Source organism: Patulibacter medicamentivorans, from assembly GCF_000240225.1.
Classification (GTDB): domain Bacteria; phylum Actinomycetota; class Thermoleophilia; order Solirubrobacterales; family Solirubrobacteraceae; genus Patulibacter; species Patulibacter medicamentivorans.
In genome coordinates this window covers 1-5,324 of sequence record NZ_AGUD01000282.1, presented here as the reverse complement: position 1 = coordinate 5,324, position 5,324 = coordinate 1, and the positions used below count along the sequence as shown (strand labels likewise).

The 5,324-nt window shown below is 72.7% G+C and carries 6 protein-coding genes; 4 read left to right on the top strand and 2 right to left on the bottom strand.

Annotated elements, in window-relative coordinates:
* Positions 1 to 124 precede the first annotated feature (124 nt).
* Positions 125 to 481, bottom strand: a complete 357-nt coding sequence (locus PAI11_RS19510; protein WP_007578047.1) for a rhodanese-like domain-containing protein — start codon at positions 479 to 481, stop codon at positions 125 to 127.
* 105 nt (positions 482 to 586) lie between these two features.
* Here PAI11_RS19510 and PAI11_RS19505 point away from each other — a divergent pair, with 105 nt between their 5' ends.
* The 3 genes from PAI11_RS19505 to PAI11_RS24825 all read left to right on the top strand — a co-directional run bounded on the left by PAI11_RS19505 (position 587) and on the right by PAI11_RS24825 (position 3,007).
* Complete coding sequence (locus PAI11_RS19505) at positions 587 to 1,033, top strand: Fur family transcriptional regulator (protein ID WP_050897327.1); 447 nt, start codon at positions 587 to 589, stop codon at positions 1,031 to 1,033.
* 126 nt (positions 1,034 to 1,159) lie between these two features.
* A complete protein-coding gene (locus PAI11_RS19500) occupies positions 1,160 to 2,323 on the top strand; it encodes an acyl-CoA dehydrogenase family protein (RefSeq protein WP_007578044.1) in 1,164 nt (387 codons plus the stop codon).
* A 57-nt stretch (positions 2,324 to 2,380) separates the two neighbouring features.
* Positions 2,381 to 3,007, top strand: a complete 627-nt coding sequence (locus PAI11_RS24825) for a metallopeptidase family protein (RefSeq protein WP_007578043.1) — start codon at positions 2,381 to 2,383, stop codon at positions 3,005 to 3,007.
* Between the two features lie 2 nt (positions 3,008 to 3,009).
* Here the strand turns inward: PAI11_RS24825 and PAI11_RS24820 are convergent, their stop codons facing one another.
* Complete coding sequence (locus PAI11_RS24820) at positions 3,010 to 3,546, bottom strand: MarR family winged helix-turn-helix transcriptional regulator (RefSeq protein WP_007578041.1); 537 nt, start codon at positions 3,544 to 3,546, stop codon at positions 3,010 to 3,012.
* Positions 3,547 to 3,778: 232 nt separating this feature from the next.
* Between PAI11_RS24820 and PAI11_RS19485 the strand changes: the two genes are divergently transcribed.
* Positions 3,779 to 5,324: DHA2 family efflux MFS transporter permease subunit (locus tag PAI11_RS19485; protein ID WP_170320759.1), on the top strand; the 1,546-nt coding region annotated here is incomplete at its 3' end.

Genomic DNA, 5,324 nt, shown 5'->3' with positions numbered 1-5,324 from the left:
CGACCACCCCAGCCGCAACCCCCGACCACCGCAGCCGCAACCCCCGACCACCGCAGCCGCAACCCCCGACCACCGCAGCCGCAACCCCCCAACCGGCCAGCCACCACCGGCCAGCCAGGACCCCTCAGTGGTCCGCGACCGTCCCACCCTCGGGCACGAGCGGCTGGCCCGCGGCGGCCCAGTCGAGCAGCCCGCCCCGCAGCGACCAGGCGTCGAACCCGGCCTCGCGGAACGCCTGCGCCGCCATCCCCGAGCGCCCGCCGACCCGGCACTGGAACACGACCGGCCGCTCGCGGTCGATCTCCGACGCGCGGGACCCCAGCTCGCCGAGCGCCACGTGGACGGCGCCGGGGATCCGGCCGGCCTCCCACTCGTAGGGCTCGCGGACGTCGATCAGCGTCACGGCGTCGCGCTCCAGGGCCTCCGCCAGCTGGGCGACGTCGACCTCGAGGCCGGGCTGGTCGAAGAGCGGGTCCGCCATGCCCGGGACGCTATCGCGCCGGATCGGCGTGTCCTTCGGCAGGCCCCCGACGTCGCGCTTGTCACAAGACTTTACAAATTAGGATGACCTATTAGAATGTCGGGCATGGATGCGCCCACCGTCACCGGCTCCGCCGACGAGCAGCTCGTCGCGCGCCTGCGCGGGGCCGGCCTACGGGTGACGCCGCAGCGGCTGGCGCTGCACCGGCTGCTGGCCGGCACTCCGCGGCACGTGACGGCCGAGGCGCTGCTGCGCGAGGCCGCCGGCGACCTGCCGGGCCTGGCGCTGCCGACGGTCTACTCGACGCTCGAGCTGTTCGCCGAGCTCGGCCTGGTGCGCCGCGTCGCCGCTCCGGGGGCGGCGCGCTACGACACCAACCCGTCGCCGCACGACCACTTCACCTGCACCGGCTGCGGGGCCCTGATCGACCTCGACACGAGCGCCGGTCGCGCCGCGGCCACCCGCGCCGCCGAGGGTGCCGGCCACGCCGTCGACGCGGCGACCGTCGTCGTCAGCGGTCGCTGCGCGAACTGCCTCGCGAGCGCGAACTAGCGCGGGCCGCCAGACGGTCGTCGTTCGATCGCCCCCGATCGCCGGTGGCGATCGTCCACCCGCCCGTCGGTCGGGTGTGGCCGCGCCACGTCGCGCGGGCGAATGCGCGGAAGTAGGATTATCTCCATGGCCAACGATCTGTCCACTGGTGTCTACGAGATCCCGAGCGAGCTGCTGGAGTTCCGCGACGCGGTGCGCCAGATCGCGCAGGAGAAGATCGCTCCGCGCGCGGCCGAGATCGACGAGAAGGGCGAGTACCCCTGGGACGTCCGCAAGGCGCTCGCGGAGTCCGACATCCTCGGCCTGCCGATCGCCGAGGACCTCGGCGGTATCCACATGGGCACGCTGATGCAGCAGCTGGCGGTCGAGGAGATCGCGAAGGTCTGCGCGTCGTCGGCCCTGATCCAGATGATCCAGGAGCTCGGATCGCTGCCGATCACGCTCTTCGGCTCGGACGAGCTGAAGCAGCGGTTCCTGCCCAAGATCGCCAGCGGCGAGCACTCGCCGGCGTTCGCGCTGTCGGAGCCCGAGGCCGGCTCGGACCCCGCGTCGATGAAGACCACCGCCGTTCGCGACGGCGACGAGTGGGTCATCAACGGCACCAAGAACTGGATCACCAACACCTCGATCGCCGACTTCTACGTCGTCTTCGCGAAGACCGACCTCGAGCGGAACCGGATCACCGCCTTCGTCGTCGAGAGCGATCGCCCGGGCTTCTCCTGGGGCCCGCTGGAGCGCAAGCTCGGCATCAAGGGCTCCCCGACGGGCTCGCCGGTGCTCGAGGACGTGCGGGTCCCGCACGCGAACGTGATCGGCGAGGTCGACAAGGGCCTCAGCGTCGCCCTCGGCACGCTCGAGCGGACCCGCCTCGGCGCCGCCGCTCAGGCCGTCGGGATCGCCCAGGGCGCCGTCGACTACGCGACCAACTACGCCAAGGAGCGGATCGCGTTCGGCAAGCCGATCGCGACCTTCCAGGGCCTGCAGTGGAAGCTGGCCGATGCCGAGACCCGCGTCGCCGCCGCCCGCGAGCTGCTCTACAAGGCCTGCTCGGTCGTCGACAACGAGCCCCGCGGCTCGCGCGCCGTCGGCAAGTGGACCTCGATGGCGAAGCTGTTCGCGTCCGACACCGCGATGGCCGTGACGGTCGACATGCTCCAGGTCCTCGGCGGCTACGGGTACGTGAAGGACTACCCGATGGAGCGCTTCATGCGCGACGCCAAGATCACCCAGATCTACGAGGGCACGAACGAGATCCAGCGCGTCGTGATCAGCCGCGCGATGCTCGGCTGAGCCGGTCGAGCGTCCGGTCCCGGCTGGGCGCGCGCTCCGGTGCCCTACCCTAGGTCGATGGGCATCATGCGCGCCCCGCTGGTGACCGCCCTCGCCGGGCTCTGCCTGGCCTGCACGATCACGGTCCTGCTCGGCGCGTGGGCGACCGAGCCGCTGCTGCGGACGGTCCAGACCGCCGGGACCGTGGTCACCGGCGCGGCGGTGATCTTCGGGATCTTCGGGCTGATCGCCGGCCGGATGACCGACTACCGCACGCCGGAGACCGACGAGGAGTTCGAGCAGGTCGTCGAGCGGGCCGAGCGGCTCGCCGCCGAGGGCCTGACCGTCGACCCCGACGAGGGCGAGTTCCTGGCCGCGGACCCCTACGAGGACGACGGCTTCGCCGAGCTGGTCCGCGAGGCGCTGGACGACCTGCCCGACCTGCTGCGCGGCGTCCTCGACACCAACGTCGCGGTCGTGATCTCGGACGACGGCCGGCGCCACCACGCCTACGGCCTCTACCGCGGCGACGGCGCGGTCCGCGACACGATCAACGACCAGATCCTGATCTTCCGCGACACGCTCAGGCGCGACTTCGGCCACGACCCGGACCTGCTGCGCGAGCAGGTGCTGATCACCGTCCGCCACGAGCTCGCCCACCACGTCGGCTTCGACGAGCTGGGCGTGCGGGACCTGGGCCTGTAGGACTAGCCGCCGTCGCTGTCCGTCGACAGCGCGGCCAGCTCGTCGGCGGCGCGCTCCAGCTCGTCGGCGATCGCGGAGAGGACGCGGGCACCGGTCTCGCGGTCGGCCTCGGGGACGGCGGCGGCGACCCGCAGCCGCCAGGCGGCCACGCGCTGACGCCGCTCGTCGACCACGGCCCGGCCCGCGGAGGTCAGCGCGACCCGCACCACGCGCCGATCGCCGGCGTCGGCCGAGCGCTCGATCAGGCCCTGGTCCTCGAGCTTGCGGATCATCGTGGTCGCGGTCGGCGGGGTCGTCGCCGCGAGCTCGGCGAGCCGCCCGACCGGCAGCGGCTCGTCGCTGTGCAGCAGCGGCTCGACCAGGTGGAACTGGGGGATCGAGAGCCCGCCCTGGAGGTGCTGGTTGCCGTGGCCGCGGATCCGCTTGGTCGCCCGGAACAGCCGCACCAGCTGGTCGCGGACCGCCCGCAGCTCGGGACCGGCGGCGGCCTCGTCGGGACCGTCGTCGAGGGTTCGGTAGGGGTCGGGCGCGGCGGGCATCGGGTGGGTTCTCGGGAGGGCGTCGGGATCCGCCGCCCGACGGAGGATGACGATCGGCGAGGACGCCCGTCGCAGGCGCCGCGGGCGGGCATCCGGACCGGGCGATCCGGAAGAAGCTGAGGGTGCTAATAATAGCCGGGCGCCACGATTCGGAACCACAGGATCCGGGATCGTGCGCCGCGTCCCGCTCGAGCGCCCGCCGCTCGCCCTTCACTGCCCCGGAGCCCCGTCGATGACCGAGTCCATCCTGCGCGATCGCAAGCTGATGTCGGTCGCGATCGTCGTGATCGTCGGCGCGGTCATGTCGATCCTGGACACGACGATCATCAACGTCGCGCTCCAGGACCTGTCGAAGGACCTCGACGCGCCGCTCAGCACCGTCCAGTGGGTCGCGACCGGCTACATGCTGGCGCTGGCCGCGGTGATCCCGCTGACCGGCTGGGCCTCGGAGCAGTTCGGCGGCAAGCGGGTCTGGATCGTGGCGGTCGCGCTCTTCACCGCCACCTCGGCGCTCTGCGGCCTGGCCCAGGACGTCGACCAGCTGATCGCGCTGCGGATCCTCCAGGGGGTCGGCGGCGGCATGATCATGCCGGTCGGCCAGATCATGCTGACCCAGCAGGCCGGGCCCCAGAGGGTCGGCCGGGTGATGAGCGTGATCGCGGTGCCGATGCTGCTGGCGCCGATCTTCGGGCCGACGATCGGCGGCCTGATCGTCGACCACCTCTCCTGGCGCTGGATCTTCCTGGTCAACGTGCCGGTCGGCCTGATCGGCCTGCTGCTGGCGCGGCGGGTGCTGCCGAGGGCCGAGGGCCACGGCGGCGTGCCGCTCGACTGGCTGGGCGCGATCCTGGCCTCGGGCGGTGCCGCGGCGTTCGTCTTCGGGCTCTCGGAGACGGGCGAGAAGGGCGGCTTCGACGGCGCGATCACCTGGGGCCCGATCGCCGGCGGCCTGCTGCTGATCGTGCTCTACGTGCTGCACGCGTTGCGGACCCCGCACGCGGTGATCAACGTCCGGCTGTTCCGCAAGATTGGCTTCAGCAGCGCGTCGGCGACGACCTTCGTGCTCGGCGGGACGATGTTCGGCGCGATGATCCTGCTGCCGCTCTACTTCCAGATCGCGCGCGGCGAGGACGCCACCCACGCCGGCCTGCTGCTGATCCCGCAGGGCGTCGGGATGGCGATCGCGATGCCGCTCAGCGGCGTGATCACCGACCGGATCGGCGGCGGCCTGCCGACGATCGTCGGCGTCGCCGTGGTGACCGTCACGACGTTCATGTTCGCGGCGGTCGGCGGCGACACGTCCTACGTCCTGATCAGCGCGATCCTGCTCGTCCGCGGGTTCGGGATCGGGATGTCGATGATGCCCTCGATGGCCGCCGCCTACGCCACGCTCAGCCACGCCGACATCCCACGGGCGACGACCGGGCTGAACGTGCTGCAGCGGGTCGGCGGCGCGATCGGCACGGCGCTGTTCACCGTGCTCCTGACCCGGGGGATGGCCGATCGCGGGTTCTCCGGCTCGCTCGGGGAGGGGACGGGGTCCGCGCAGGGGCCGCTGCCGCTCGAGGTCCGCGACCGGATCGCCGACGCCTTCGGCCACACCTTCACCTGGGCAGCGGTGATCACGATCGTCGCGCTGGCGCCGGCGATCCTGCTCGCGATCGTCGAGATGCGCGCCCGTCGCGCGGCCGCGTCCGGCGGCGCCGACGGCGGCTCCGGGCGCGGCGGCGGTGGGGGAGCGGACCTCGGGCCGGCCGGCGACGGCGTGGCCCCGGTCG

Bases quoted from the DNA above. Each gene is read 5' to 3' on its own strand.
- PAI11_RS19510 (WP_007578047.1), bottom strand. From the start codon at position 481: ATGGCGGACCCGCTCTTCGACCAGCCCGGCCTCGAGGTCGACGTCGCC.
- PAI11_RS19500 (WP_007578044.1), top strand. From the start codon at position 1,160: ATGGCCAACGATCTGTCCACTGGTGTCTACGAGATCCCGAGCGAGCTG.
- PAI11_RS19505 (WP_050897327.1), top strand. From the start codon at position 587: ATGGATGCGCCCACCGTCACCGGCTCCGCCGACGAGCAGCTCGTCGCG.
- PAI11_RS24820 (WP_007578041.1), bottom strand. From the start codon at position 3,546: ATGCCCGCCGCGCCCGACCCCTACCGAACCCTCGACGACGGTCCCGAC.
- PAI11_RS24825 (WP_007578043.1), top strand. From the start codon at position 2,381: ATGGGCATCATGCGCGCCCCGCTGGTGACCGCCCTCGCCGGGCTCTGC.